General features: G+C 68.0%; 1 protein-coding gene and 1 pseudogene. One reads left to right on the top strand and one right to left on the bottom strand.

Annotated features, from left to right (window positions below):
• Positions 1-152: 152 nt before the first annotated feature.
• A pseudogene (spbR, locus tag CSW58_RS11010) lies at positions 153-1,285 on the bottom strand (pole-localized protein SpbR).
• Between the two features lie 159 nt (positions 1,286-1,444).
• On the opposite strand from spbR, the gene CSW58_RS11005 reads away from it, so the two are divergent.
• A partial coding sequence (locus tag CSW58_RS11005) for a HAMP domain-containing sensor histidine kinase (protein ID WP_099447318.1) occupies positions 1,445-2,691 on the top strand: 1,247 nt, incomplete at its 3' end.

Raw genomic sequence — 2,691 nt, 5'->3', positions numbered from 1 at the left:
ATGCCGCTTGACCATCAGGACCTGGAAATCCGGCGCCTCGCGCAGGAGCAGGATCGTGGCGGCGGGCTGGATGGGCTTGGCCTGGGTGGTCGACATGGAATCAGCTTGACCCAAGTCGGCGGCCTTGCCCAGAGGAGTCGAACAACTGTTCGTCAGCCGGTGGCGGCCTGGACCTGGGTGCTGACGCGGTCGAGCCGCTCCAGCAGGTAGTCGGTATCCTCCCGCGAGACCGCCTGGACGAGGTCAGGAACCGCTGGATCATGCGCTCCTGGAACCGTTCACGATCACCGGGACGTCCGTCCAGCTCCATGGCATGGAAGGAGTCCACGCCGGCCCGATAGGCCGACAGCAGCCGGGGCGGCAGGCCCGCGCGTTCGGAAATCGCCTTCAGGCCCAGGCCGCCGGCGTCATGGATCATCAGCCAGGTGCGGTGATGGGGGATTCCGGCCAGTTCGGCGACGCCCCATTCGAAAAAGGTCATGTGGCCGTGGGCCAGGGCCCGCAGCAGCAGCGAGGGGGTCAGCCGCCCGGCCTTGTTGAGATGGGCGACGAAGGCCTTGGCGTCGGCGGTTCGACCGGCCTGGTCGATCAGGTCGACCGTGGCCCGCTCCTTGGCCCCGACGATGATGTCCAGGACCCGCTCGGCCGAAACGGCGTGATGCGACAGGATGTGATCGCGCAGCTGGTCGCCGACCATGTCGATCAGCCGTTCGGTCACGGCCATCGGCAGGGCCGAGCGATAGGCGACGGCGGTCAGCACCTGCTCGGACTTGGCGAAGCGGTCCAGCGCGCGTTGGAGCGTGACTTCCGAGAAGCGGGCGTTGTCGTTGGCGCAGACCGCGGCCACGACGGCCTCGGGCGCGTCTTCGACCAGCAGGGTGGTGATCTTCGATGACAGCTTGGGCCGCTTGGCCACGGCCATCTGCCGCACCGGTCCGCCCTGGCGAATGATGTCGGCCAGATCGGCGTCGGTGAACACCGGCGAGAAGCTGATGATCGGCAGCGCTATGCTTTCGACGTCCCGCGCCAGACGGTTGGCGACGTCGTGCGGCAGGGTCGGCGAATTTCGCAGCGTCACGGCCATGGCGCGACGCACCAGTTCCGCGGCGTCGGCGGCCATCACCCGCAGGATGTCATGGGCCAGGGCGCGCTGCTCGTCGTCGAGTTCGGCCCGGTCGATGGTTCGGCACAGCTTGTGGGCCGCCAGGGCCCGCTCGTCGGCCGTCGCACCCTTGACGAGCATGCGGATATCGTTGTCGGTCAGGGCGGCGCGCGTCGTGGCCATGGGTTCCCTCCCCTGCCTGGGGATCAGCGTGGAATCAAATCATCCACCGTTAGCCTTAATGATTGTTTGCAGACAAAGCCTGTGGATTAACGATCTCGCGTAACTTGGCGCAAACCGTGTCTCGCTAGTGTCCTGGCTCATCAGCCAAGGAAACGCCACTTGCTCGCCGAGCGCCCGCCCCAGGAGACTGCTTCCCAAGCCCCTGACGCCACCCTGGCGCTTGAGGCGCAGGTGGCCCTGCTGCCTTACGCCCTTGGGGTTTTCGCGGTCAGCCTGCCCATTTACGTCTGGGCGGCCTCGTTCGCCGCCAACGCCGTCTGGATGGCCGCCAGCTTCACCCTCTTCGCGATCAACTGGGGCGCCTTCTATGGGGTCGTGGCCTGGATGCGGTCAGATGCCGCGGCCGACCTGCGGCGACGTTCAAGAGTCCAGATCCTTTCGGGCCTGCTCTGGGCGCTGACCGTGGCCCAGATGGCCGCCTTCGCCGATGGCGCGGGCCCGGCGCGCGAGACGCTGCTGCTGATTTCCTGCGCCGCCGCCGTGGTCTGTATCTTCTTCGCCTCGCCTTCCCTGCCCGCCCTACTGTTCACGGCCCCGATCGCCGCGGCGGGCCCGCTGCTGGGCCTGTTCGCCAAGTCCGAAAGCCGTCATGCCGGCGTCATGGCCTGGGGCGCGATCGCCCTGAGCCTGGCCCTGGCCCTGATCCTCAACCGCATGCTGCGTCGTCAGCACGCCCTGGCCCGCGACCATGAGCGCCTGCTCGAAGACCGCCTAGCCGTGCTTGAGTCCGCCGAGCGCACGGCGCGCTCCAAGTCCGACATCGTCGCCACGCTGAGCCATGAAATCCGCAACGGCCTGACCGGGGTCACTCACGTTCTGGCCGCCGCCGCCGGCAAGGGCGGTCGGGCTGCGCCGTCGCGCGAGCAGTTGAACGCCGCCCTCGACGCCGCCCAGGACCTGGTCGCGGTCCTCAACGCGACCCTGGACTCGGAAACAGCGGAATCGGGCCGCCTGGCCGTGGACCTGACGCCTTTCGAGCCGGTGCGCCTGGCGCGCGACCTGACCCTTCTGGAACGCCCCCACGCCCTCTCCAAGGGGCTGGAGCTGGTCTTCCATGTCGAGCCCGCCCTCGAGCATCGGCAGATCGGCGCGGCGATTGGCGATCCGCTGCGGACCCGCCAGATCATCGGCAATATCGTCGGCAACGCCGTGAAATATACCGTGCGCGGCCGGATCGAGGTTCGCATCGAGCGCCGGGGCGACCAGTTGGCGATCGAGGTCGCCGACACCGGTCCTGGCCTTTCGGCGGATGAGCTGGGTCATGCCTTCGAAGCCTTTCGCCGGGTTGAGCGCACCGGCGCCGGGGTCAATGGGGCCGGACTGGGCCTGTCGCTGTCACGCCAGTA

Source organism: Caulobacter sp. B11, assembly GCF_002737765.1.
Lineage (GTDB): Bacteria > Pseudomonadota > Alphaproteobacteria > Caulobacterales > Caulobacteraceae > Caulobacter.
This window is presented reverse-complemented; position numbering and strand designations above follow the sequence as displayed.